31 protein-coding genes and 2 tRNA genes are annotated in these 23,949 nt (G+C 51.2%); 13 read left to right on the plus strand and 20 right to left on the minus strand.

Annotated features, from left to right (window positions below; all coding sequences use genetic code 11):
• Positions 1 to 5: 5 nt before the first annotated feature.
• The 8 genes from TH5_RS01010 to TH5_RS01045 all read right to left on the minus strand — a co-directional run bounded on the left by TH5_RS01010 (position 6) and on the right by TH5_RS01045 (position 4,859).
• Entirely contained in the window at positions 6 to 1,409 is a 1,404-nt protein-coding gene (locus TH5_RS01010) for a hypothetical protein (protein WP_114120199.1), read from the minus strand.
• A 15-nt stretch (positions 1,410 to 1,424) separates the two neighbouring features.
• Positions 1,425 to 1,685: a hypothetical protein gene (locus TH5_RS01015; RefSeq protein ID WP_114120201.1), complete on the minus strand. Its 261-nt coding sequence runs from the start codon at positions 1,683 to 1,685 to the stop codon at positions 1,425 to 1,427.
• A 92-nt stretch (positions 1,686 to 1,777) separates the two neighbouring features.
• Complete coding sequence (locus tag TH5_RS01020; RefSeq protein WP_114120203.1) at positions 1,778 to 2,134, minus strand: hypothetical protein; 357 nt, start codon at positions 2,132 to 2,134, stop codon at positions 1,778 to 1,780.
• 63 nt (positions 2,135 to 2,197) lie between these two features.
• Complete coding sequence (locus TH5_RS01025; protein ID WP_097052684.1) at positions 2,198 to 2,521, minus strand: hypothetical protein; 324 nt, start codon at positions 2,519 to 2,521, stop codon at positions 2,198 to 2,200.
• Positions 2,522 to 2,716: 195 nt separating this feature from the next.
• Positions 2,717 to 2,793, minus strand: a tRNA-Tyr gene (locus tag TH5_RS01030).
• 198 nt (positions 2,794 to 2,991) lie between these two features.
• Positions 2,992 to 3,780, minus strand: coding sequence for a hypothetical protein (locus tag TH5_RS01035; protein ID WP_114120204.1), 789 nt, complete (start codon positions 3,778 to 3,780; stop codon positions 2,992 to 2,994).
• A 28-nt stretch (positions 3,781 to 3,808) separates the two neighbouring features.
• Positions 3,809 to 4,597, minus strand: a complete 789-nt coding sequence (locus TH5_RS01040; protein WP_097052686.1) for a hypothetical protein — start codon at positions 4,595 to 4,597, stop codon at positions 3,809 to 3,811.
• A gap of 1 nt (position 4,598) precedes the next feature.
• Positions 4,599 to 4,859, minus strand: a complete 261-nt coding sequence (locus tag TH5_RS01045; RefSeq protein ID WP_097052687.1) for a hypothetical protein — start codon at positions 4,857 to 4,859, stop codon at positions 4,599 to 4,601.
• 232 nt (positions 4,860 to 5,091) lie between these two features.
• Here TH5_RS01045 and TH5_RS01050 point away from each other — a divergent pair, with 232 nt between their 5' ends.
• Together TH5_RS01050 and TH5_RS01055 are read left to right on the plus strand one after the other, a co-directional pair.
• A complete protein-coding gene (locus TH5_RS01050; RefSeq protein WP_147250014.1) occupies positions 5,092 to 5,928 on the plus strand; it encodes a hypothetical protein in 837 nt (278 codons plus the stop codon).
• Positions 5,929 to 6,083: 155 nt separating this feature from the next.
• A complete protein-coding gene (locus TH5_RS01055) occupies positions 6,084 to 6,431 on the plus strand; it encodes a hypothetical protein (RefSeq protein ID WP_114120208.1) in 348 nt (115 codons plus the stop codon).
• A gap of 79 nt (positions 6,432 to 6,510) precedes the next feature.
• Here TH5_RS01055 and TH5_RS01060 read toward each other — a convergent pair whose 3' ends face one another.
• The 7 genes from TH5_RS01060 to TH5_RS01090 all read right to left on the minus strand — a co-directional run bounded on the left by TH5_RS01060 (position 6,511) and on the right by TH5_RS01090 (position 11,800).
• Positions 6,511 to 7,584: a hypothetical protein gene (locus TH5_RS01060; protein WP_147250015.1), complete on the minus strand. Its 1,074-nt coding sequence runs from the start codon at positions 7,582 to 7,584 to the stop codon at positions 6,511 to 6,513.
• A gap of 99 nt (positions 7,585 to 7,683) precedes the next feature.
• Positions 7,684 to 8,922, minus strand: a complete 1,239-nt coding sequence (locus TH5_RS01065; RefSeq protein WP_114120212.1) for a hypothetical protein — start codon at positions 8,920 to 8,922, stop codon at positions 7,684 to 7,686.
• A gap of 95 nt (positions 8,923 to 9,017) precedes the next feature.
• Positions 9,018 to 9,091 (minus strand) — tRNA-Gly (locus TH5_RS01070).
• Positions 9,092 to 9,152: 61 nt separating this feature from the next.
• Positions 9,153 to 9,608 carry an SsrA-binding protein SmpB gene (smpB, locus tag TH5_RS01075; protein WP_114120214.1) on the minus strand — a complete coding sequence of 152 codons (456 nt, stop codon included), beginning with the start codon at positions 9,606 to 9,608 and terminating at the stop codon, positions 9,153 to 9,155.
• 72 nt (positions 9,609 to 9,680) lie between these two features.
• Positions 9,681 to 10,064, minus strand: coding sequence for a hypothetical protein (locus TH5_RS01080; protein WP_114120216.1), 384 nt, complete (start codon positions 10,062 to 10,064; stop codon positions 9,681 to 9,683).
• A 9-nt stretch (positions 10,065 to 10,073) separates the two neighbouring features.
• Positions 10,074 to 11,171 carry a nucleotidyl transferase AbiEii/AbiGii toxin family protein gene (locus TH5_RS01085; protein WP_114120217.1) on the minus strand — a complete coding sequence of 366 codons (1,098 nt, stop codon included), beginning with the start codon at positions 11,169 to 11,171 and terminating at the stop codon, positions 10,074 to 10,076.
• An 11-nt stretch (positions 11,172 to 11,182) separates the two neighbouring features.
• Entirely contained in the window at positions 11,183 to 11,800 is a 618-nt protein-coding gene (locus TH5_RS01090) for a type IV toxin-antitoxin system AbiEi family antitoxin domain-containing protein (protein WP_097052694.1), read from the minus strand.
• A 317-nt stretch (positions 11,801 to 12,117) separates the two neighbouring features.
• Here TH5_RS01090 and TH5_RS01095 point away from each other — a divergent pair, with 317 nt between their 5' ends.
• On the plus strand, positions 12,118 to 12,522 hold the full coding sequence (locus tag TH5_RS01095) for a hypothetical protein (RefSeq protein WP_097052695.1): 405 nt from the start codon (positions 12,118 to 12,120) through the stop codon (positions 12,520 to 12,522).
• A gap of 99 nt (positions 12,523 to 12,621) precedes the next feature.
• Here TH5_RS01095 and TH5_RS01100 read toward each other — a convergent pair whose 3' ends face one another.
• The 3 genes from TH5_RS01100 to TH5_RS01110 all read right to left on the minus strand — a co-directional run bounded on the left by TH5_RS01100 (position 12,622) and on the right by TH5_RS01110 (position 14,661).
• Positions 12,622 to 13,407 carry a hypothetical protein gene (locus tag TH5_RS01100; RefSeq protein WP_097052696.1) on the minus strand — a complete coding sequence of 262 codons (786 nt, stop codon included), beginning with the start codon at positions 13,405 to 13,407 and terminating at the stop codon, positions 12,622 to 12,624.
• Positions 13,408 to 13,584: 177 nt separating this feature from the next.
• A complete protein-coding gene (locus tag TH5_RS01105) occupies positions 13,585 to 14,154 on the minus strand; it encodes a hypothetical protein (protein ID WP_097052697.1) in 570 nt (189 codons plus the stop codon).
• Between the two features lie 24 nt (positions 14,155 to 14,178).
• A complete protein-coding gene (locus TH5_RS01110) occupies positions 14,179 to 14,661 on the minus strand; it encodes a hypothetical protein (protein ID WP_208638378.1) in 483 nt (160 codons plus the stop codon).
• 20 nt (positions 14,662 to 14,681) lie between these two features.
• Between TH5_RS01110 and TH5_RS01115 the strand changes: the two genes are divergently transcribed.
• The 10 genes from TH5_RS01115 to TH5_RS01155 all read left to right on the plus strand — a co-directional run bounded on the left by TH5_RS01115 (position 14,682) and on the right by TH5_RS01155 (position 22,650).
• Positions 14,682 to 15,842 carry a phosphoribosyltransferase domain-containing protein gene (locus TH5_RS01115; RefSeq protein ID WP_167443422.1) on the plus strand — a complete coding sequence of 387 codons (1,161 nt, stop codon included), beginning with the start codon at positions 14,682 to 14,684 and terminating at the stop codon, positions 15,840 to 15,842.
• Positions 15,832 to 16,629, plus strand: a complete 798-nt coding sequence (locus TH5_RS01120; RefSeq protein ID WP_114120221.1) for an HAD family hydrolase — start codon at positions 15,832 to 15,834, stop codon at positions 16,627 to 16,629. The genes TH5_RS01115 and TH5_RS01120 overlap by 11 nt, the downstream gene beginning before the upstream one ends.
• Positions 16,626 to 17,723 carry a cysteine protease StiP family protein gene (locus tag TH5_RS01125; RefSeq protein WP_114120222.1) on the plus strand — a complete coding sequence of 366 codons (1,098 nt, stop codon included), beginning with the start codon at positions 16,626 to 16,628 and terminating at the stop codon, positions 17,721 to 17,723. The genes TH5_RS01120 and TH5_RS01125 overlap by 4 nt, the downstream gene beginning before the upstream one ends.
• Positions 17,724 to 17,729: 6 nt before the next feature.
• Positions 17,730 to 18,650 carry an HpcH/HpaI aldolase/citrate lyase family protein gene (locus TH5_RS01130; RefSeq protein WP_114120224.1) on the plus strand — a complete coding sequence of 307 codons (921 nt, stop codon included), beginning with the start codon at positions 17,730 to 17,732 and terminating at the stop codon, positions 18,648 to 18,650.
• A gap of 67 nt (positions 18,651 to 18,717) precedes the next feature.
• On the plus strand, positions 18,718 to 19,488 hold the full coding sequence (locus TH5_RS01135; RefSeq protein WP_244204797.1) for a TerD family protein: 771 nt from the start codon (positions 18,718 to 18,720) through the stop codon (positions 19,486 to 19,488).
• 24 nt (positions 19,489 to 19,512) lie between these two features.
• Positions 19,513 to 19,968 (plus strand): tellurite resistance TerB family protein, encoded by a 456-nt coding sequence (locus TH5_RS01140; protein ID WP_114120228.1) that lies wholly within the window; start codon positions 19,513 to 19,515, stop codon positions 19,966 to 19,968.
• A 145-nt stretch (positions 19,969 to 20,113) separates the two neighbouring features.
• Positions 20,114 to 21,178, plus strand: a complete 1,065-nt coding sequence (locus TH5_RS01145) for a TerC/Alx family metal homeostasis membrane protein (protein WP_114120230.1) — start codon at positions 20,114 to 20,116, stop codon at positions 21,176 to 21,178.
• Positions 21,179 to 21,205: 27 nt separating this feature from the next.
• Positions 21,206 to 21,409 carry a hypothetical protein gene (locus TH5_RS25235; protein ID WP_147250016.1) on the plus strand — a complete coding sequence of 68 codons (204 nt, stop codon included), beginning with the start codon at positions 21,206 to 21,208 and terminating at the stop codon, positions 21,407 to 21,409.
• A 5-nt stretch (positions 21,410 to 21,414) separates the two neighbouring features.
• Positions 21,415 to 22,002: a TerD family protein gene (locus TH5_RS01150; RefSeq protein WP_114120232.1), complete on the plus strand. Its 588-nt coding sequence runs from the start codon at positions 21,415 to 21,417 to the stop codon at positions 22,000 to 22,002.
• A 69-nt stretch (positions 22,003 to 22,071) separates the two neighbouring features.
• Positions 22,072 to 22,650, plus strand: coding sequence for a TerD family protein (locus TH5_RS01155; protein WP_114120234.1), 579 nt, complete (start codon positions 22,072 to 22,074; stop codon positions 22,648 to 22,650).
• Between the two features lie 86 nt (positions 22,651 to 22,736).
• Here the strand turns inward: TH5_RS01155 and TH5_RS01160 are convergent, their stop codons facing one another.
• The gene (locus TH5_RS01160; RefSeq protein ID WP_208638379.1) at positions 22,737 to 23,222 is read right to left on the minus strand and encodes a DUF7768 domain-containing protein; all 486 of its coding nucleotides are present in this window, start codon (positions 23,220 to 23,222) and stop codon (positions 22,737 to 22,739) included.
• 82 nt (positions 23,223 to 23,304) lie between these two features.
• A complete protein-coding gene (locus TH5_RS01165) occupies positions 23,305 to 23,616 on the minus strand; it encodes a hypothetical protein (protein ID WP_114120236.1) in 312 nt (103 codons plus the stop codon).
• Positions 23,617 to 23,949: the final 333 nt, after the last annotated feature.

The raw sequence follows: 23,949 nt of genomic DNA on the forward strand, positions 1-23,949 counted from the left end.
ACGCCTTATCCAAACGACAGAACGGGATGGGTCTTGTCGAACGCTTCCTGAGCGTCCTTATCTCCGATCGGCACACCACCCACAAAGTGACGGGCTGTCTCACCCGGGCGCTGGAGCAGGGATAACTTGTCATTGGCGTCGGTCATCCGGATTACACCGGATTTATTGACTGACAGCTTGTCGCCATTCGCGAAGTGCACAGCAATGATGCCTGCTCCCTCGTCATTTCGAACGGCCTGCACATCGATGTCACGCGCCGCATGCTCTTCTACTATTTTCCGAACTGCCGCTTCAGCATCGCGCTTCACCAGCGCGCGGGTTTCCTCGTAGCTGTCAAATGTCGGGACCTCTCCGCCAATCCATTCGATGGCGGTGGCGATGTTTGCTCGAGCCACTTCAATACTATCAAGCATAATCTTGTTTTGCTGTACATCGCGTTCAACGACAGCAAGGCTTCTCAATGCGAGATGAAGCGCCCGCTCTATATGCCGGTCTGCTTCCTGATCGGATTGATGCGACTTCGCCAGATGTGCCTTAATTTTCTCCAATCGATCAGTATGCAGTCCACCAGTGTTTTCGTTCGAGACCATCTGGTGTGCGCCCCAGGCAACCATCGCAGCTGCCTGACGGCGTGCAGCAGGAAACTCAGGAAGGAGCTTCTTCACCGCGGCGCTTTTCGAGAGTACCCTGTTGTGGTCCTCATGGGCTTCATGGACAGCTTCCTTCAATGACGTGAGAAGGGACTGGGATTCATCATAGACATGCTGCATCTGGCGCAATGAACGTTCGTCCAGGCTGTTCTTGGCAAGCTCAATCCGAATTGCACGCTCCATGCCGTTCTTGATGTCATGGAGCGTGTTCATCATTGCGTGACGTTCGGCATCCGCACCAAGTTTGTTTTCGCGCACTCGCGAATAGTCTCGCATCGAGGATGTGACTTTTTCAGCGACTTGTGCGCACAGTTCGGAGTGACCGCTGAGACCGCGGGTCTGACCGACACAACTGGCCAGAGACATCCGTGCCAGAATGCGCGCGACAGCCGGAATAATGCCAATGCCGTCAACCCGAACGTTGGTTTCCCTCGAAAGCAGCACTTCAGGGACGCCCATACTGGTCGCTAACAGGTGCCCTTTACCCAGGGAGGACACTTCAAATTTTACCAGCTTGTCGTGCGGCGGCAGGTAAGGGGGCTTCGAGAAATCAATGTTGAGTTCCCCAAGGATACCCCTGTCCGTGACGATAACGTCTTGTAAAGATGTGCCGCCCTTGGCCTCGGTCCGAAGAGATACAATTGCAACCACATCCCCATTAGAGCGCCGGATGGTATTAACGGAGTTAACACGCCCGGTAACGGAAGATGGCAGAATCTCGAAGTCTTCGTCGAAATTCCCGCGCTGACGGTCGCTCATGCCTGTGTCTCCAGATTAGACGGCCGCAATCTCCTTGAGCTTCTCAGCAATCACAGGTGCGGCATCAAGATTAAGTTCGTAAGCCATCTTACCAAGTTCATTTGCAAGAGACGGGTCACGTGTAACCAGCTCGGAAGCTTTCATCATGAAAACCTCCGAGCTGGTTATGCCCTTAACTCCGAGCTCGTCCATGCGTTTGACAAGAGCATCAGCTTTCTGCGCGAGCTCGTCCGCAGTCGCGGCATCGATGGCGACATTTGATGACGATATGACCATTGTTTAAAACTCCCAAAGTTATCTGTCCCGATGCTATATCATTACCCTCCGAGGAGCAATACATAATGTTGACAAGAATTAATCGGGCGGCTTCAAAGGGCAGGGGCTGGCGCAGGGTCATTATCGAAGGACAACTTCGAAAACCGGTTCTCGAACTCCGTTTGAGTATGCTTGGAAGCATAAACGTCAGGCTCGTCACCAACATGACGGCCGCAGACAATTTCGACAAGGTCATCAAGGAACCGCATGTTTTGAGGCGCAGTGTCTCCAGCGTCGAACTGCAAAGCATTTATCGCTTCGATTTCAAGCTTCTGAAGACGCTCATGGTCACTGTAAATGTCTTTTCCGGGACCAAAAGTCTCTTCCATAAAGACGGCGATCATCGCATCAACCGAACGAAACGAACGTGCTTTTGCGCGAATGGCATCGGTACTTTTTATATAGGTCATTGGATTACCCCAATCGTTGTTAGGTGGCTGTTCTAACCTTATCCCCTCTTAGAAGGCATGCAACTAGGGCTTATGGGTGACAGTCGAATCAGCGGTGGGCATTTGAACCTCCCTTCGGCATTCGGTAACTTCAACGACTTTGGCAGACAGGTAGTATCCGTCAATGCGAGGCAGAAGACGGAGAAGGGCATTATCAGGTGATTCATTCCGTTCCCAGATTTCGGCGGCACGATTAATATTCTGGGCAAGATCGAGTGCTTCCTGGAGGCTATTGCAGGGATGGCTGTCTGAATAACGACCGTTGTCACCCATCCCTGAGTTGTATTGATAGTATTCAGTCTCGACAACAATCTCGACCGAGGTTTCCTCGTTTACATATGTCGTCATGGTCAAACTCCTTTCCAGAAATACAAAAGCCCGGCATCACCTCTGTTCATAGAGGCAATTGCCGGGCGTGGACGGGACTGCTCGGGTCCGTTACGGTCAGAAATAAGCAGATTGTTTGCGGCGATGTACGCCGTGCGGCCTTAAACCGTGCCTTAACAATGAGACATGCAAACCATGTTCTGCTCTCCTAAAACTTGGCGACCCGTAAGGGATTCGAACCCTTGGCCTTCAAGGACATTACTCTTGATGCTCTGCCGCTGAGCTAACAGGTCTTGAAAGAAAACTAGGAACTCACAGGATACTTGTCAACAAAAAATGCTGGCTAAGGTAAAATTTTACTTCCATCTCTGTGCGTCGAAGAGAAACGCCTTTTTCTGTACATGGCTTGACAGGCTATTTCCCAAAAAGAAGGTCACCTTGGGGGGACCGAGGTGACCTTACAAGTCGCAATTGGGGTTGCGGATTTAAGGTCAGACTGGAGCCGGTCCAGTCTGCTTTGCGGCCAGTTCTGTGCTTGCCGCAAGATTCTGAATATGCGAAACCAGCTTTTCATGCAAGCCATTGAATGCAAGCTTCATGTTGATATTCACCGCCCCTGGCATCACGGAAGGGTGTTCAACATCAACCGTCGGCATATTGTCTGCCTTACAATAGACCCGCTCGCGAAGAAATGCACCAATCTTGGTCGCATCTTCCATGGTCCTCGTCTCCATCACCGGGAGCCTTTGCCCAACGCTTTCCGCACAGTTCGCAATCCGACGAGAAATTGACACGATTCTTGTGCGCGCAGAGGACAGTTCCGGATGATCTGCCAGGTCCGCCATTCTTGGCCGCAAGCTGCTAAAAGCCGGGTCGGTGACAGAAGTGTCCAGTACGTTTCGAATTGCCTGACCTTCACTCATTTGCTTTGTGGCCGCAACGGACTGGATGTCTGCAAACAGTTGCGGATCAAACGACCGCGCCACATCGTTATATTCGGATATTTTTCGACTCAAGACCTCGCAGTCCCCAAGGATACCGCGCATATGACCGAACATGGCCAGCGATTGCTTCAAAGGAAGGCGCTGAGCCACCGTTTCAGGTGTAATCTCCACGGGTGCCGGGAGCTCCTGGCTTTGGCCGTCGGCAATCGCTGAAATCTGACCACCAAACTCGTTCCAGGATGCTCCATGATAGCCAACAATGTTTGGCAGAATCGTGCGCAAGCTCGAAATATCCTGAAGCAAATCTGACGTTTTACCTGTAACTGAAACTGCCATAACGCGTTCCTCTTCGAGTTCATTTGGCCTACATTGCGAAGGCCGGTTCTTCCTGTTGCAGGTTTTCACTCCACGAGAGCGGAAGCTTGGCAACATCCGGCTCCCTGTGAATTACCTGCCCATCGGGCAGTAGCCCCGCAGGGCGACCCTCCCCAAAGTCGCTTAGCTTGCCATCTACATACCGGAAAATGGTTCCGGCATACTGCCCGGCGGTTTTAACGGACAACATGAACTCCGCATCCGATTCCGGATGGTCAAAGTGGAATGACGTTTTGCCGCGCTCATAGGTGACATTGACCGGTGCCATGCCATATGACAGCTCATCCCCAATAGCACCGGCAATTTTCTCAGCGAACATGTCGCCAGCGAGAGGCCCGCGCGACGTGAGTGCCGCAGAGGCATCTCCAAGAACTTCCCTCACATCCCGGGCGTGCTGAAGCAATGCTTGCTCCTGCTCCTCGACGCTCAAATTTGTAGCGCGCGCCTGCTGGGCCATCTTGACCCAGTCAGTCAAGTCAACTGGTCGGTCTTGATTGCCGCTCGAACACAGCAGAGTATCAACAGCCATGGTGAACTCTTCGGAGGCGTGTTTCATCGCCAATCCCAGCTCTTCATCTGAGATTTGAGTGATGCGGTCTCCGACTTCAGCATAGACCCTGTCGTACAAGAAGTCGGGAGATTTGGCGCTAGAAGCCAAGACAATTGCGACTGTTGCCGTTGCGTTGACAGCAGCATAAGCACCTGGGGTTACCGGATCGACGAGTACTTGCGTACCTTCTGTCATCATCCCCATAATTTGCGGGACGGTTAGATTCATATTACAGCCTCCTTTCCACCGGAGCAGAATAGCCTGTTAAGCCGGTACGTCCGGCTAGGAGGACTGCCGCATGATTGACAATAGAGAGACGCTGAGCGGCCGAACCAGCCATATGCTCCGTGCGTGCAATGACCCGACCCGACTGCTCAACAATCTCGACCGCGTCTTTCAGAACCCTAACGCGCACGCATCCGGCATCGGAGACATCTCCGTGTGCCATCATGACGATCGACCCTTTGGGCACCAGTGCGACATCAATCATGAAAATCCTTTCCTCCGCAAATGCGGAAAGCAAAATTCTTACTCTGAGAAGAGAGTAACCCCTTCTTTAGCAAAGAACACGAATTCGTCAAGCCAAGGTTTTCTTGTTGATTAAGGAAAACAATCACCATAAAAGGAAAAATATGTTCACGTCACCTTGCCTCCAGTGGCAGATACGCGAAGCCTCCGCACACTGGCCTTGGGTGACAAACCATCAAAAGACGGTGAATACAGTGAAAAGTCATGACATCATTGCGTGCCTGAGGTCTTCCTACGTTCAGCCACAATGGGCCTTCTTTACCGAGGTAACAGATGGGACAGGAGCAGCTTCAAGGCGCCGGGTCGACGGACTGGCCGTCAACATGTGGCCCTCTCATGGCCTCGAGTTTCGAGCGTTTGAGGTAAAGGTCTCAAAAGATGATCTGCGAAAAGAGCTAAAGAACCCGCAGAAGTCCGAGGCTATCGCGCAATACTGCAACACTTTCTATCTGGTCACCCCCAAGAATCTTGCCGACGACTTTTCACTCCCGCCGCGGTGGGGGTTGATTGAATGCGATGAGAAAGGTCGCAGTAAAATAGTCAAGAAAGCCCACTATGAGGAAAATCCGGTAGAGTTGACCCGCGAGTTTATCGCAAGCATTCTGCGCGCGGCGGCAAAAGTATCGGAGAGTCAAGTCAACGATATGCTGCGCCTGGAAAGGAACAAGCTTCACTCCGAAATGGAACAGCGTGTTCAGGATGAAGCGCGTCGCCGAACCGAAAGTAACCGACGACTGGACGAAGTGAATGCGCAGTTGCTCGAAGGCATCTCATCTGCCTGTGGTAAAAATACGCAAACACTCTTGTACGACAAGAGCTTCCTTGACGCGGTGGGAGTAGTCTATCGCATCGGCCTGCGGTCTGGATGGTCCGGGCTAGGCCGCTTGCTTGAATTGTTGTCCCAAGTGTCCAAAAGCGCAACCGAGTTACACTCCGCGTTGGAAAAACACACCGAGGAGCTGCACCACGGCGAAATCTCAGATTTGACAGACCGCAGAAACATTCCGCAACCAGTAAAGGCAAAATCATGACCACTCAGACGAGAAACCTGGCTCGCGAAGACTTTATCCCACTGAGAGAAGCCATTGATCACCTAAAGGACGAATTTTGTTCGTCCGAGGACTGAATTAAGAAGGCGGCAAAGTACCGACCGGACACATTCGTCGTTCTGGAAGACTTACTGGATTTGGTTTACGTCGCGTCTAATGCTCTTCATGCAATTGCTTTCCCAGACCTGCTGGATGAAAATGCACGCCGTCGTTTTAGAGCGCTCAGAAACGAGAAGACTTTCCGTGAAAAGTCTGGAGCGATGTCTGACGAGCATGAGGGCTGCCTTTACAAACTAATGGCTGCCCTCATGCATGATAGAGCCTTCGGGGATAGCAAAATGATCCCAGAAGCAGGCAAAGAAGGCGAATACATGCTCGGCCATCCGATAGCTCTCATGGAATTGCAGGATGAACTAAGGAGTGTGGAAAGGCGCAAAATCTATCAGATTGAGCCTACTGGCCCAACCACCCCTTCCGACGCTTGAATTCAACGCATGCTTGATAAAAAAGGTGCTTGCTACCGGTAGCTGGGTAGCAAGCACCTGATTACTGCGACATCAAAGATTAGACGGACGGCCCGGCTTTGACGTCCAAGTCCGGTGCAGCCCGAGGGGCTTCATCGATGGTTTCTACGCTCACCAGCAGACCGTCAGCCTTGTCGGGATATGCTTCGGAAATACGACGTTTGCCTCGCCCCTCGGACATGTACCAATCCTGTGGACACGCTGGCAGAACAAACTCTGAGAAATCGGGTTTGACCATGTAGCCTTTACCCTTCGAAAAGCGATGGATACCCACCAGCGCCCCACCTGAGACCTTGAGAGGCTTTTGCCAATCATGGTTAATGATGTCTTTAATACGCATTTGACACGCAAAGACGAGAGAACCTCTGTGTTGGTCGTTCGTGAACTCCTGCAACTGGCTGAAGCTCAAGATTCTGTTGGCAGGCTTAACACCGGCATCAATATCTTCGCCCAGGCTTTGAGCATCCCGATACTCTTCTTCGGTCCAACCGAAGAATTGCAGGATTTCTTTAATGTCAACTTTGTCATTCCCGCACATAACCCCAATCACGTTCTCGTCATAGCCAGGGATATAGCACAGTTCGACAGTGTGCCTGTCATCTAGCATGTCGACTGGAGCCCCGAGCTCTGCCGACTCAAGAGCATGGTAGAATTCCGCCTCAAGGACGTCGTCCAGGATTCCCTGATTATCGTCATCGAGGGTGTCTGCATTTGCAGCCACGAATACAGTCGTCGTGAAAAAGTCCCGGATCGCGGTGAACTCCGGCTTCTTTTGAAGTTTATCCTCATAGAGGTCTTCGTAGTAGCCCGGGTCCCAACGATCCACCTCATCATAGAGGGCGTCCTTAACAGCCTCACCCACAGGGAAAGTATCGTAGTTCGACAAGGCGTCATCAACGACACTTCGAAGAAACATCTTACCGAAATCGACTTTGCGACCGTAGTTTTCCCGGCTGTATCGCCGCGGCGAGCAGGAAGCCGCAAGTTCGTGAACGATGGCACTCACCTGCTTGCTGCTACAGACAGCCTTCAGCAGTTCCTCCAACCCCATTCCATCGGTGTTTGAAATGTCTAAAGACACTTCTTTCTCATTGATAAAACCTTGAATTTTCACGATAAACTCCCACGATAAGCGAAGAGAAGCTTCCTCTTCGCACAAGATAACGAGTTGGCTGCTGACTAAACCAGCAGCCAACACTCCAAAATCGTCACATTACATCGATGGCCCGGCTAGTTCAGGGACTTCAGGCTCAACATCCGGCTTCGGCTCTACAGCCTCAATGTCCACTCTGTGATAGCTATGGACAATACCGTACACGCCATCAATGCCATAGCTGTTGCCCTCGGTAACGCGCCAGTCCCCGGGGACAGGTGGCAGAATAAATTCGGTGCCAGCCCAGTCGACAATGTGACCTGACCCATTGCAAAAATCATGAAGACCGACTTCACCACCACCGGTAATCCGCATGTCTTTGGACCAATCATGCTTGATGAGCTGTTCGACTTTGATGCGACAAGCAAAAACAGGCACACCACCGTAAGTGGCGTTATCAAGAACCTCTGTTAGCTTGTCGTAGTTGAGAAGTTTGACCGGACGAACGTTGTTCGTTTCCAGGTTCTTCCACATTTCTGCAAGTTCGGTCGCCTGTCGGAAACGGTAATCTGCAAACCGCTGATCGCCATCCTCGAAATCTTCGATAAGAGGTTGAGCTGCCAAATCGTCACCGGTAGCCTCTTTCACAGCCGCTTTGAATTCCTCTGCGGTCCAGCCAAAGAATGCCAAAACTCTGGCAAAATTTTCATCGGGACGAACATCGACTGAAGAACTGCAAACGCTGGTGTATGACGTCTGAATGTCATCAATGGCATATTTGCCGCCTTCAGGAATATAGCAAATCTCAACTTCATCGCGACTACGAATAAGGTCGAGCGGAGAGCTGTCGTCTGCTTCGGCAAGAGCTTCGGCAAATTTCTCCTGCATAATCTCATCAAGCACATCAAGATTATCGATGTCGCGGTTGCTGTATCCTGCGTCTTCAAAGACGACATCTGTGAAGAACGAGAACAGGCTTTTCGTATCACGATCAGATTTCACATGATTTTGGAAGAAATCTTCATAGTACCCCAAATCGAACTCTTCTCGGTCTGTTGCAATATAGTCAGATGCAGCATGCTCTGGAAGAGGCGCGTCATCATCTTCGGAGGTCAACAGAACCGCCGCAGCATCCAGAGCAGCCTCCGCGATTTTGGCAAGGGTTTTCTGGCCAAAGCCGTCACTTGGACCTGCTAGCGCGTATTTCGAAGGGTATGAATGTGCCGCAATTCGATGAATTTCATCTGACACCACTTTGGTATTGATGACGTCCCGAATCAGTTCGTCAAGCTCCGTACCATCTGCAACATCGACCTCAATAACGACGTCATTTTTGTTGATCTGCCCGCGAAATTCCATAACAGCTAGCTCCAGCTAAATCGTTTTGCTTTTTGGAAAGATAAGCGAACAGCATGCAAGACACATGGAAATCTAGGATACAATCAGGGAGGGGTTGGAGCGGGTGAAGGGAATCGAACCCTCGTCGTAAGCTTGGAAGGCTTCTGCTCTACCATTGAGCTACACCCGCATCAATCAAGAAAAGCAGTATGTAAAACGCACTGCCAAGTGTCAACGGAATTCTCGAAATGTTACGAATATTCCTTTAGAGTCCGACGTTTTTGCTTATTCCACTCCCTTTCCTTGATAGTGGCGCGCTTGTCGTGCAGTTTCTTACCCTTGCCCACGCCGACGATAATCTTTGCAAGTCCTCCCGCGTTAAAGTGCGCCGACATCGGAACGGCCGTCATACCCTGCTGATCCAGCTCTTTGCTCAGGGTAAGAATTTCTTTTTTGCGCAGCAGAAGCTTCCGTGAACGCCGGGGAGAAACAGGGTCAAGACCTCGCATGTTCGCACCCATAACGGGTTCGACAGAAGCATTCACCAACCACGCTTCGCCATTTTCTACGGACACATATGCTTCCGAGATATTCAGTTTCCCTGCCCGTAATGCCTTGACCTCAGGCCCAGTTAGCTGAATACCAGCCTCCAACCGAGTGACAATCTCGTAGTTGAAGTTGGCTTTTCTGTTTTTGGTGATTTCCATTTTCGTTCTCCTTGGCGAGACATATTACAAGCAAAGGAAAACTACGCAACAGCAAAGAAAGGAAATCTCAGATTAAAAGCGATTGAATGCTTCCGTTTGTTCAACGTGAAGTGCCGCGAGCTCAGCGCGTTCACGAGCCTGTTTCTGCTCCATATCTGCACGAAATTCAGTCTGATTTTCGAGCAGATACGCTTTGCACACCAGAGGATGTCGCCTAATAAGCTGATCCAGCTTTGCCTCAGGCCCTTTACCGACCGGTTCCCCGATGAAAACACTAAGATAGCGCTTAACCCCCACCGGCATCGCAAGCAAGGCTTCCTTGACCAGAGAAACATCATCAGTTTCTCGCTTGAGCTGCTCGAAAAGTTCGTCAATTTGAGATGCCGGGATGATGAATGCGGAATCCCACCTCTGATGCTTTGCAAGAACTGACGAGCTAACGATTTGAACTTTCATTGGTATACCTCAAGGACGCATGGGTGAGAGGGAAGGGGCTTCTAACATTGTTCTTTCCTGGATACCGTCTAACGTTGGCGCCAAGGCATCAATCAGAACTGCCAGTGATTTCTGTGGCTGTCCATCGAAAACCCCAGGTGGGACGTGCCTTAGACGCGTGACATTATTCTTCACCCAGTTAACCCACTGGGCACTTTGCCGTTTGTTTGCGGCGAAGTCTTCCCGGAGTTGCTCAGAAATGCTGCCGGGCAGAGGGGTTCTTCTATGTTCAAAGGTGCGAACAATCGCCATGGCAATTCGCTGCATGAACTCTTCATCAAGGCCGATTTCAGGGAGCGATAGAAGTGTACCATTCACCAGGGAGGCCCTGACTGCGCGAACTCTATCAACAACGTCGCCATTTGCGGGCATGGGAGTGTCAGGGTCTATACCTGCATTCAGGAGCTTTAGGTCGCCAACTCTTTTGGCTGTTTCGAACAGCAGCCACAAGTCGAAGAAATCTTTGTGCCGGATAGAGACGTCACCGTCTTCGATCTTCGCAGCCAACTTCTCGGCGATAGTATTCTCGATCGGATATACCAGAACATCCGCCGCAGCTGGCGGAATCTTTCGCTGAGCAAGAATGCCACCAACCCGCACACAGGGAGGTGGAAAGCTCATCTCATTGTTCACACCGGCATCAATAACAAACACAACTTTGCAGCTATGGATTTTTGAAGGGATTGTGAAGCGATATCCTCCATCTCCTTGATGGTTTCTCTCGTCCAATAAAATACTGTCTGCGTCATAGAAGACACCGTCATCAATCGTGTCCAGGCACGCGCGTTTGATGACACCAAAGATGATGTCCCGTCTTTCTTCGGGTGTTGTTGCGCCAACATCTTTGATGTTCAGATCCAGGTCTTTCGTTGGTCGCATCTCGTTCCCCAGAACGATGCCCAAGCTTTGCCCGCCTTTAACGACCACCGCCCCGTCATGATTTGCTCGCATGAGGCGTTCCATGAATCTTTCAATCACATAGGCGGTGGCCAATGCTTGCGTATCTAGCCCGGACACCTTCGCTTCATCTCGAAGCCAAACCCAAGTTCTTTCAGAAACGTTCGCCATCGTCACACCTGTCACATCCGAAATGCCTGTACGGCATCTAAATATGGCCGAATGGATTTCTCTCGGTTCAAAGCCTTGGCATATCGGCTCAAATCTCGGATCGGCTCGCCCTCGTTCACATAAGATTTCAGAACCTCGAGAGCCAATTCCTTATCCCCTGACCTCTCGGCCGCGCGAAGCAAATCAACCACCGTTCTTGCCTTCGAGGTAATCTTTACCGGCGTGTTGGCTACTGTCACGGTTTCAATACCCAACGTCATTGATTTCTCTTGCCACCGTACACCCTGCACCGATGGGCTGCGTGACGACGGAATCGATGAATTGTAGGGAAAGGCCGCATGCACGTTAATTGGGTTGGCGGTGGTGAAGCCGTAGTAAGCCGCCGCAGAGTCCAAGCAAATGATCGCCTCCGGATGCCGGACCGCTAGCACGGCAAAGCTGAGCCATGTTGATGGCGCCTCCGCGTCTGAAAGTCTATAGGCTCCATGCCCGACCTTTTCCAGCACCTCTCTTGATACCAGACGGTCAATTTCCCTAGAACCCAGCCCAATATCCTTTAGGTCAACAAATCGGACAATTTGCCGGTCTTTGAAAAGTTTGGACAGCCTTTCTCGCGCTACATCAGGCATCTCAAGAGCACCCCTAAACCACCAAATACACTCAAATACATAATACTATGAGTGAAAAAGATACACTGTCACATTGAAAGTGGGAAGCATAATTTTCACTCAATGTGAGAACGTATTGAGTTTATTTAGCGAACTCTATCAAGTACGCGTCAGTCTTACTCAATTAGCCATCGCATTGAGTGGAATGAATGATCGCCTATACAAACAGGTAGATTTTTTGTTGCCGTTTCGAAAAGTGTATAGTTTCCAATGGCAAGTGAGGTCACTTGCAAACGCACACCATAATCTTCCCGCAAGAATACAGGGAGGGGATTTGTATGCGTCCAGAGTTCATTAACCACATGCGAGAAGCGGTCCGAGTTGCCGCCGCAGGAATGTATTTTGAGGAGCAGGGGGCCTGGGGAATGGCCTTGGCATTGTTTGCGGCGTTGCGAAAAGAGAAATTACCCGCGCGACTTTTACTGGCCACAGAGTTCGTGCACGCCATGGTTTCCTTAGACGATGAAGTCTACGACCACGAAGGACCGATCCGAGCCATTCACCAATCGAAAGAAATCTCTCCGGAAGAATTGGTCCACACCGCAAACTTACACGGATGTCCACCGCAGCAAGTGGCAAAGGACTACAAACACGCGACACGTATTATTGCAGAGGCACGCGCCTTGGCGGCAGACAGCGAGCTCATTCAAAAAGAAACCATGCCACAGCTTAGGCTCGCCTGAACATCTGACAGCTTAGCAACAACGAAGAAGCCGCGCTCACAATGCGAACACGGCTTCACCTCGTTTTCGAAGAACGCTAACGCCACCGCCCTCAGACAATTATGCCAGAACGGCCTCCATGGCAAAGAACCGCACATTGTCAGCCTTTTCGAACAGACCGATCACTTGTTCCATCTTCTGCTCATCTGCTCTGAGTGGACGAAATCTTTCGAATCTAGCTCGCTTTTTCTGGAGTAAGTATTCTTTTCGTTCGGGGTCGACATCCAATTCCATGATAGAATTCAGGCTCTTCTCAAGCCTCCCAGAGTCCTTGCGATAGGCGGCAACCAACCGGTTCAAAGACGCCACGTATTCAATCCCTTCCGACATATCCTGATGTACGGAATCCAGCAACGTGACTACTTCGTTTCCGTCACTGCACTGTGCAAAAACGACAGCAACATAAGGCGTCAATGAAGGACGCACATTCGCCGGAGAGTCTTCTTCAGGTCGACTGGGCAGAATAGCCTTTCTGAGCCGTTTGATTGCGGTAGAGGTCGCAGGCCGTCGCCTTGCCCGGTGACCACGCCCAATGACCTCAGGCTCTCTAATTTTGACGGAACCCACCCCTTCAAAAGGAACGTTCCCGAGAATCCACCTAGCCACATCTCTTGGATACACGGGGGAATAGCTGTCGCCAATAACAGAATCATCTGCGTAAGCGTCGTCAGAGCTATTCAGGCACCATGAAAAGTCGGTGCGATAGTAATTTTTGGGATCAGTCGACAGAATATGGACGATGCCATTCTGGTGGAAGTCGTGACCGACCTTCCAGAAGAACGTGCGGCCATGCACGACAATTTTTCTGTAGCCTTTTGGCTTACGGATTGCGGGGGTGTTACTCATGGAATGCTCCTGCAAAGCATAGCGTGCCGCCTTCGAAACATGACGGGCGCAATATAACTTGAATGCTAAATCCTCGGGTCAGAGACCCGGTAGGGTTAGGCTTTCATGGCAGGGCAAAACCTCTCTTTTGAATGTCGAAACCCGAATTTACACGCAACAGGCTTCCTTGTCAACAATTCAAGGAAGCATAGTGCTGGCGACGGAAGCTTCAGGCGAAAGGGATTCCACCGACAAGACGTGGATTAGGCCGGGATCAAAGACCGCATAGCTATAGTCAGCTTCCGGAACAACGCGAAGAAAATCTTTGTCAGAGAGGCTATCCAATTTCGAAAGAGTCCCATTCGCAGACAGCTCGTTGATCCGTTCGGTGGTCACGCCCTCATACCGATTGAGATAGCGAATGCAATCGTAGCCCGCCGCCCTAGCCCTTCGAAAGGTGTCTTTCCCCCAACTGCCGGTATCTTTCGCATTCTTGATGCGGGAGACATTGAGAACTACGGAGTATAACCACCCACTTGACCCCGCTCGCATACGCGCCTGTGCTTCGGAGCCAAAGTGGAAACCTTGGTCCCCGCCAGGGCGGTGGCTGAAGCTTGAAAATTTCTCCTTCGAACCGTGAAATAGAACCAGGGGTTCTCCATGATCGGCTCGAAGAGCATTCTTTTTATAAGCTATTGTCGATGGTTGAGCGCCCATATTTCTTCTCGCCTTAATAATCCGAGTGTCACAGATGAAAAAGGCTACCATACGACGAGCCTTTCGAGTAGAGAATCATCCTCTTGAAGCAAATTCCGACACTGCTCCATCCTTTGCCGTGGCGCGCACGACGCGTCCGTAAATAGTTCGCGTCCATCCGTTATCGTGCCCGTGATTATTGGAAATCATAAAGCGACCGTCTGGGCCAATTTTTGTGATTTTGTGAGCATCGATGAAGCGCCCATTTACCTTGCAAAAGACAATATCTCCAACTCGATAGGTGCTTTCACGCTTGTATTCACAAACAGATGGATTGGGCAGAAGCGGCAACATACTGGAGCCAAAACACTTCATGGTTCCGGTGCCCGTTGTGGCCAAGCTACCAATCAATGCTTGATATTTCGTCATCTCTGAAGACCTTTTTATAGTTAATTCCGTCAGGAGAATCAGCTCGAACCCTGAATATGTCAACATTATTTTCTTTCGCGCCGTTGCCAACTTAACCATCGAAGCAAAAAATGTTGACTGAAAAGTACAAATCTGTTTGTTTTCCTTCATACATTAAGGAGAAACAGAAAATGAATATTGCTCATTCCTTTGATATGGCCGAGCTTTTGGTTGAATTGCCGACGGGCACGCTCGCGGTAAGAACACCAGACGTCGCTGCCGTGCCGAAGATTTGTGGATTTGCGGGGCGACGAAACCTGAAGCGCGGCTTTTTGTTTGTATCCCGTGTTCTCGGAAAGCATATTCCCGTGCGTCCGGCGGCGATGCGACAAACATTCCGCACTCTCGCCGGAAAGATCCCCAAAAGCCTCCCCGGGCCGGTGCTGTTTGTGGGTATGGCGGAAACCGCTGTATGCCTGGGAACCGGCGTATTCGACGAATGGTCACGACAAACTGGCCGCTCAGATTCCTTTTTCCTTCATACCACTCGATATAAGACCGGAACTCCTCTCGCTTTTACATTTCAGGAGGAACATAGCCACGCGACGGACCATTTCGTCCATAGCCCATTGGACCCTGAAATGCAGAAGGCCTTGAGAATGGCGAGGTCTATTGTGTTGGTGGATGACGAGGCATCAACCGGGAAAACTTTTGCAAATTTCGTCAAAGCCTCCAAATCCTTCTGCACAAATATCGAGGCAGTTGCCGCGTGCGTTTTGACTGACTGGAGCGACGGAAAAGCGCAAATCGGAATTGAGAAAGCGCTCCAAGTCCCCGTTTATATGTCGTCGCTATTGTGCGGGAGCTATCGGTTCGACCAGCGACACCTGGTTCCGCACAGGGCATCAGGGGGTGGGCAGGATCTTACACATAAACAACCGACCTTGCGGACTGACTATGGCCGGTGTGGTTGCTGGTCAGACCCCTATCGCTTTAACGCGGCAGTTCTTGCTACCGGAAGGAAGCATCAGAAAACATTGGTTCTTGGCACCGGTGAGTTTGCCTGGGGCCCATTCCGCCTCGCTGAGGACCTGGAGCAGGCCGGTGTCGACGTGCACTACCAGTCGACCACAAGGTCACCGATTCTCGTCGGTAATGATGTCAAGAGCGCCATTACCTTCAGAGACAATTACGGCGAGTGCATCGATAACTACGTCTACAACGTCGCAGACGCCAAATACGACCGCGTCATTATCAGCGCAGAAACCGGTCTGCCATCGATGAGCGCTGATCTTCTCCGTTTCCTAAAAGCAGAGTTTTTTGAAATTCCTGGAGCATCCCATGCCTATTAAGAGTAACGGTAGTGAAGCAGCCGCCGTAAGACGGCAGACGTATTCCTTTGTTGATCTTGATGATTGCCTATTCAACAGCAAACGGAAACTTTCTGAGAAGGGTGGCGTCACGTCCGACCATCAACCGGCGTCCGTCGACCGAACAGGGGAACACCATTCGTTTCGGTCTCCGGCACAGATGGACGTTCTTGCCGCGCTCCAAGCCATCGGAAAGGTTATTGTGGTTACCGGCCGCTCGATGTCGGCCCTCCAGCGAGTAACCACGACTTTGAATGCCGAATATTCCATTGGTTCCTTTGGCGGCTTTATCCTTGATGAGCAATGTCGCTTCATCGAAGACTGGAGCGCGCGGACAGAAGCAGAAGCCAGCAAGTACAAGGAACATCTTGATGTTCTTGTCGATGATTTGAAGCGAGTTGCCACCGCCGGTCACTACGACCTCAAGGTTCAAGTCATCTGGGACATCGGACAGCCCCTATACATTTGCGTGAGGCATAACAGCTACGACACAGTTGAACTGGCGGACTTTGCCCGACGCTTCAAGTGGATGCTCCCACGCAATTGGCATCTCTATCTCAACGACAACAATCTTGGATTTTTGCCGCCATATCTCGGCAAAGACAAAGCTGTCTCTTGGTTGTGGGAGCACAAACTTCGTGATGTCGGGCTAACACTTGGCATGGGGGACAGCCTTTCTGACCTCAAGTTCATTGGACTTTGCGATTTCGCGATTTTTCCAACCTCTCATTCGCAAAACTTCTCAAAAATTCAGGAATACCATCAATGAACATTCAACGTTCAGGAAGCTATGAGCCGGACGACGTCACGTTCCTTTTGAAGTTTATCGACATGGCGCCAACACCGGTAGACGAGAAGGAAGAGCTGATCCAGTCGGGACGACAGCACTACTCTGAGATGCTCTCAGCGGAACATGCACCGGAAACGTCCTACATGGAGTTTTTCTGGAGTGTGCTTGAGCGCAATAAGCACAGGTTTGCATCCGACATCTGGTCTTTGGCCAACTGCCTGTCTGCCGCCCGCCCAGGTAGTGAAATCACCCTCGTAAGTCTCGCTCGTGCCGGGACGCCGGTCGGCGTTTTGCTCAAGCACGCGCTCTCGATGCTTGCACGCGATGTGAATCACTATTCGATTTCAATTATCCGTGACCGAGGAATTGATGAAAATGCACTCCGCTACATCACGGAAAATCACAACGACAGCAGCATTGTTTTCGTCGACGGGTGGACCGGCAAAGGCGCCATCACGCGCGAGCTGAAGTCTGCTATCGCTAAATTCAATGCGAAGTACAATTGTCGCATTCCCGATGATTTGGCGGTCATTACAGACCTCGCAGGCGTCGCAGATTACACGGCCTCCCGCGAGGACTACCTCATCCCCAGCTCTATCCTGAATGCAGTCGTATCAGGTCTCGTTAGCCGAACCGTTCTCAACGAGGCCTTTGTTGGGCCGAACGACTACCATGGCTGTGTGTATTATGACCACCTTCGGGAACACGACATTTCACGGGATTTCGTGAACACCATTACAGAGTGCATCCGACAAATTGCTTTTGGCAGGCAGCCCCAAGCTTCGCAAAGTGCGCCCCAGGCGGCGAGTATTGAATGCGAAGAATTTATCGACAAGGTAATGTCCGAGTACCAAATCTCCGATCGCAATCGAGTGAAACCCGGCATTGGGGAATCAACCCGTTCTTTGCTTCGCCGGGTTCCAGACACGCTCATTGTGCAGGACAAGAACCATCCCGATACAGCACACCTAATTGAACTTGCCAACGAGCGCGGTGTAACCGTTCGGCATGACCCGAACCTTCAACCGCCGTATCGCGCGACCGTTATCATTAAAACACTTGGCGAGGGCTAAAGACAGATGCAAAAAATCCTTCCAGAAGCGCTCGGCGCCTCCCTCTACATTCCAGCAATCAAGAATGACATTTTGGCGCACGCGAATGGTCTGCGGCTGCCGCATGTCAGGTCTATGATCTTCTGCACGGAAGATTCTATTGGCCTTGAAGAGGTGCGTTTTGCGCTCAACAACCTTCGCAAGTCGCTTCCCTCCTTCAAGAAAACACCCAACAAATTGCGCTTTATCCGGGTTCGCAATGCTTCCGTGATGGGCCAAATCCTTAGCATGGAGGGCGCATCAAATGTCGACGGGTTCGTTTTGCCAAAAATTACAGCAAACAATATTGGAACCTATCTCGATCTCTTGTCGAGCCACGACAAGAAATTCCATTTGATGCCAACTCTCGAAACAGCAGAGGTCTTTGACCAGGACGCTATGAAGAAGCTCAGAGACCTGCTACTGACGAGAGGCGTGCAAGAACGCATTCTGTCGCTCCGAATTGGTGGCAATGACCTATTTTCCGTTCTTGGTATTCGTCGGTCGCCTGAGCGAACGATCTATGAAACCGGCCTCGGGCACACGATTGCTTCCTTGGCATCAACCTTCAAGCCGCATGGCTTTAACCTGACCGGCCCGGTGTTCGAAAGCTTCGCGCATCCCGAAGTACTGAAGCGTGAAGTGGTCCAGGATCTGGACCACGGCCTGTTTGGCAAAACAGCCATCCACCCGTCACAAATTCCGCTCATCGAGCACTTCTATGGAGTGTCACAGCAAGAGTTCGAGGTAGCCACCGCTATCCTCCAAGACGACGCCCCGGCCGTTTTCAACATGCACAACACGATGTGCGAGCCAGCAACCCACCGATCTGCTTCTTTGAAAATGGTCACGCGGGCAGAAATTTATGGAATTCGCGAGGAAAACCTTCAAATCCGAGTAGCGGTTTAGGCTTCGCAATATCAGTAAGAGCCTGCTCGGAAAGAAATACAACAAGGAAAACTAACGTCAGAGACGAATGGGATTATCAGTTCGGGTATTTTCCTTATTGACAAAGCAAATAGTAAAGAATACTTGTTCTTCACTGCCGCATTTTCCTTGTCGGCAAACGCATCAAAAGGAGGGCCGTATGGTCGATCTTGCAAAGAAACAAAGCATTTCGCTTGCCAAACAGGATGGCGGTAAGCTAACGAAAGTGGTCATGGGGCTCGGCTGGGATGCCGTGCAGGTGGAACAAGAGACGAAAAAAGGTGGCTGGATCAGGCGCGCAATGGCCGAACTTACCGCCCCCGTCGCGAACAGTATTGACCTTGATGCCTCAGTTGGGCTGTTTGATGCCAACAAAAAACTTCTCGAAACCGTCTATTTCGGTCGCCAAACCGGCGCTGGGGGTGCCGTCCAACATGGCGGAGACAACCTCACCGGCGAAGGCGAAGGCGATGACGAGGTAATTGGCGTTGATCTTGAAAAGCTGCCAGCTTCTGTGCACACCCTTGTTTTTACCGTTTCATCCTTCCGCGGTCAGAAGTTTGCGGACGTTGACAACGCGTTCTGTCGCTTGGTTGACACCAGCAATACTGCGGCTCGCGACCCCAACGTGGCGATTGGCGCAGGCAAAGAGCTGGCAAAGTTTGCACTGACTTCTGATAGCGACTGCAAGTCGGCCACCGGCATGGTGATGGCCACCGTCTTCCGTGATGGGACAGGCTGGAAGATGACAGCTCACGGGCTGCCGGGTTCCGGCCGGACGATTGCCGATCTGAATTCGGTCATTCAGGCCGCACTGTAACCTCCAACAAAAGGGGTCCGCGCCATGTCGCTCTGGAACCGTATCAAGGACTTTGCTACCGAAGCACGTGCAACAGTCGTCACGGACTACAAGAAGTTCGCCAATCGTGACTTCATGATTGCGAATGCCGCTGCCGCAGCACTTGTTGCCTGTGCCGACGGAACAGTATCGCCCGAAGAAAAGACGGCGATTATTCGCCGCATGGAAACCTCGGACGAACTCAAGGTCTTCAAGGCATCCGAAATCATCGGTCACTTCAACGAATATGTTCAGAAGATCACCGATGACAACATTTTCGGAAGGCTCCAAGTCCTTGAACAGGTGGGGAAAATCGCGGGAAACGAACAGCAGTGCATGGCTCTGGTTCGTTTCGTCATCATCCTTGGCACTGCTGACGGCAACTTTGACGACAACGAGAAGAAAGCCGTCAAAGACATGTGTGTGCAGATGAAAATCGACCCGAGCCTGTTTGACCTGTAGGTCGAACCTCGGAAGCCAACTCGGGGAGTGGGGTGACCACTCCCCAAAGAGGGTAATTTGAAATGACCGAAGGTACGCTTTTTGACTTGGTGACGACGATCATCGTTTTTGTTGGCATGACACTTTGGTTTGAAAGTAGTTTGTAATGATTGAAGGTACGCTTGGATACTCGGCGACAACGATTGCCCTGTTTGTTGGCTTGGTACTTCTGTTTGTCGGAATTGATTTGTTTGCCCACCGCAAGGATAAGCCTGTCAGCTTGAAAGACGCGCTGGCCTGGTCACTCCTTTGGGTGCTCGTCTCACTGGGATTTGCCGGTTATCTCGGATACACCTATGGCGAAGAAAAAGCTTCACTGTTTATCTCGGGTTACGCGCTCGAGAAAGTGCTCAGCGTTGACAATCTGATGGTCTTTATCGCCATTTTCAATGCATTCAGCATTCCAGAAGCCTACCGTCACCGCATCCTGTATTGGGGCATCATTGGTGCCATCCTCTTCCGACTGGTCTTTGTAGTCGGTGGTGCCGCACTATATGCCCTGGGCCCGTGGGTTGAGTTTGTCTTTGCTGGAATTATCGCCTTCACGGCATACAAAATGCTAAGTGGCGGCGACGACGATGACAGCATTACCGACTATTCGAACCATTTCTCTGTTCGTTGGACGCAACGCATTGTCCCGGTTGTCCCGAAGCTCATTGGTCACAATTTCTTTGCATCAAAGAAAACGGTTGATGCGGAACTTGCGAAGCCGGAAAACCAAGGGATGTCCGTAGTTCGGCGCGCGGCCTTCTATGCGACACCGATGTTCCTTTGCTTAGTTTGCATCGAATTCTCGGATGTCCTGTTCGCCTTTGACAGCGTACCGGCCGTCATCGCGGTCACAAAAGACCCGCTTCTGGTCTATTCGGCCATGATGTTCGCCATCCTGGGTCTTCGGTCGATGTACTTTGTTCTGGATGCTTTGCAGCGATACATGGGCCACCTCGAAAAGGCTATCATCGTACTGCTGTTCTTCATCGCGTTCAAATTGACCATCAGCGCAGCCAATCACATGTTCGGCTGGCCCGGGTTCACGATTGACCCGAATGTAAGCCTTGCAATCGTTCTCGGTACACTCGCCGTCGGCGTTATTGCCTCCATCATCTTCCCATCACAGGACGATGATCAGTCAGACGAAGCCGCCGAGCAAAAAACTGGTGCCGCTGAATAACTAGCCCTCAAGCCGCTGGAGCTCGCTATGGAAAAGCCCGTCCGAACAGCTCGCCCGCTTCAAACCGCAGGTGAATTGATTGCGAGGTTTGCCTCCATGACCATTCAGCGGCTTGAGAGAGATGAAGACGATGTTGATATCAGCAATCTGATTCAGAAGGAAGAGCGGAGAAGAACATCTCCGCGAACCTCACACCCCAAGAGTAAGAAAAATCGCCATCGGAAAGGATAAAAGAAATGGCCGTAAAGCTGAATAAAGGAGAAGGCATTTCTCTCCGCAAGGAAGCTCCAAACCTCAACGAGGTCACCATTGGCTTGGGTTGGGACGAACCCAGTCAAAATGGCGTCCAGGTTCAGGCGGATCTGGATGCCAGTGTGTTCCTTCTGGGTGGCAGTGGCAAATGCCGCACCGAGGATGACTTCGTTTTCTACGGCAACCTGACCAACAAAAGCCGAACCGTCGTTCACCACGGTGACAACCGCACCGGTGCTGGCGATGGTGACGATGAGAAAATCGACATCAAGTTGACCCAAATCGACACAGCTATCGAACGCCTGCCGATTGTGGTGTCGATCCACGACCAGCATGGAACCGACCTTACATTCGGACAGGTCCGCAATGCGTTCATTCGCCTTGTTGACAAAAATACCGACACCGAAATTGCACGGTTCGATCTGACTTCCGATGGCCTGCACGAAACTGCCATGATTTTCGGAGAGCTGTATCGTCGTGATGGCGATTGGCGCTTCAAGGCTGTCGGACAAGGTATCAATGGTGGACTGGCCGCACTGGTCGTCAGTTACGGCCTCACCGTTGAAAATTAACACAGGCGACGGTCTGTCTCTGTGTCCCACGCGCACAAAAGCGCGCACCATCACTAAAGGAGAGCCACAATGGCTGTAAGTCTCGTAAAAGGCCAGAACGTATCGCTGGCGAAAGAAGCACCGGGCCTCAAAAATGTTCTCGTTGGTCTCGGCTGGGACCCGCGCAAAACCGATGGCACGATGTTCGATCTGGATGCCAGCGTCTTCCTGCTCGGTGCCGATGGCAAAGTTCGCGGTGAAGGCGACTTCGTATTCTATAACTCGAAAATCGGTGCCGAAGGCGCTGTTGAACATTCGGGCGACAACCGTACCGGCGATGGCGATGGCGACGATGAAACCATCAAAGTGAAACTTGAAGGTCTGGCCGCCGACATCGAAAAACTCTCGTTCGTTGTGACAATTGACCAGGCGGAAGCCCGCGGCCAGGCATTTGGCCAGGTGGACAAAGCATATATCCGTCTCGTTGATGCCGACAACGGCACCGAAATTGCCCGCTATGACCTGTCGGAAGATGCCTCTGTTGAAACCGCAATGATCTTTGCCGAGCTCTACCGTCGCGATGGCGAATGGCGCTTCAAGGCGATCGGGCAGGGCTATGCCGGTGGCCTCGCCAAAGTCGCAACTGACTATGGTGTGAATATCGGCTAACTGCCGACGAAATCTCTCAATACACGCTGTATAAAATCAAACCCCATCCAATTCTGGATGGGGTTTTCTTTGTTCGCTGGGGTTTCTTACTTAAAACCTGCGAGCGCCGCTGCTGGGTTCGCTTCGACGCTGAAGGTGAGAATGGCATCAAGCTCTACATCGGTATAGAGGCCCAACCTGGTCAGGGTTTCACGAGGTGTCTCGTTGCATGCGTTCTCCCAACCAGGAAGGTTCCGACGAATGGCAGCGACACCTTTCTGCTCGACATTGCTGATGCCTCGCTCCATCCCCGAAGAGATTCCCAAATCGACGTAGAAAACCGAATAATCGGCTCTATCATGCCATTGGAAACCAGCGTTAATTCCAAGCTCGCGTTCACGTGGCTCGTCATCATTGAGCACGAAAGGTTGCGTGAGAAGCAGGTGAGACCCATAGGGGGACTCTCCATGATTAACAACACAATCATTCATGGCCAGACGCCCATAAGTGATGTTGCGCAGTTGGCCCAATAGTCTTTCGCATGGATCGTCGTGACGATACATGTATGGCGTTTCAAGAATGACGCAATTCATCTGTTTTCCTCAAGATGGAGCTAGTTTTCCTTTCGGTCGCCCCGATTATATTGGAAAACTCTCGTCACACAAAGGAAATTACCTACTTGAAGGCGTCAGACAGGTTCAACGGACCATCCGGCATATCATTAGGCGATGCATGCACCCAAACCACCGCCTGCTCGCTTCGTCCGGCGGAGGAATAGTCAACGGTTAGTTCAACGCCGCCCTGACTTTTCAAAATCATCGGCTGGAAGACAACAGTAACCTTGTTAACCTTCGCCGTGCCTGGAATCTTTGCATGCTTGGAAATGGTTTCAAAGTTCGAAAGGATTGCATCCTTGATATCAGATCCTGATATCTGATACTCTCTTCCAAAAGTGTTCGATTTTACTGCCCACGACTTCGTTTCCATGGAACTCTCCTTGCAATTTACTGAGGGCGCACCCCTCGGCAAGGCCGATTTTACCCCTATTTCTCTTATTGTCAACATTAATTAATTAATGGTGCAATATGGGCTTCTCCCTTGCGTCAGTTCCAGCTATTCTTATTGTCAACAGTATGAAGGTATTCGCCAATGGAAACACAGTTTGAAATGTATGCGGCCCGCCGCGACACGCATCCGATGTTCCGGCACATCTATCCGACCGCAATGCAAACAGAAATGTGCATCTCCAAGGGAAATGCGGTACCTGTAACCGTTCGGATTTGCTCTCCGATCCATCAGACTCCCGATTACTGGGGTTGG

Origin of the sequence: Thalassospira xianhensis MCCC 1A02616 (assembly GCF_003326475.1) — a bacterium.
In the GTDB taxonomy this organism is placed as follows: domain Bacteria; phylum Pseudomonadota; class Alphaproteobacteria; order Rhodospirillales; family Thalassospiraceae; genus Thalassospira; species Thalassospira xianhensis.